Origin of the sequence: Pseudomonas sp. 102515, from assembly GCF_031085165.1 — a bacterium.
Lineage (GTDB): Bacteria > Pseudomonadota > Gammaproteobacteria > Pseudomonadales > Pseudomonadaceae > Chryseomonas.
The window spans coordinates 1-223 of the sequence record NZ_JAVHTY010000036.1; the positions used below are offsets into that span (position 1 = coordinate 1).

The following is a 223-nucleotide window of genomic DNA, read 5'->3' on the forward strand; positions in this document are numbered from 1 at the left end:
CAAGGCCGACATGGTTGACGACGCCGAGCTGCTGGAACTGGTCGAGATGGAAGTTCGCGATCTGCTGAACACCTACGACTTCCCGGGCGACGACACCCCGATCGTCATCGGCTCCGCGCTGATGGCGCTGAACGGCAACGACGACAACGAAATGGGTACCTCTGCCGTGCGCAAGCTGGTCGAGACCCTGGACTCGTACATCCCCGAGCCCGAGCGTGCCATC

At 62.8% G+C, this 223-nt stretch carries 1 protein-coding gene; it reads left to right on the forward strand.

The window, feature by feature from the left end; translation table 11 throughout:
- Positions 1–223: GTP-binding protein (locus RCF34_RS22875; RefSeq protein WP_374941228.1), on the forward strand; the 223-nt coding region annotated here is incomplete at both ends.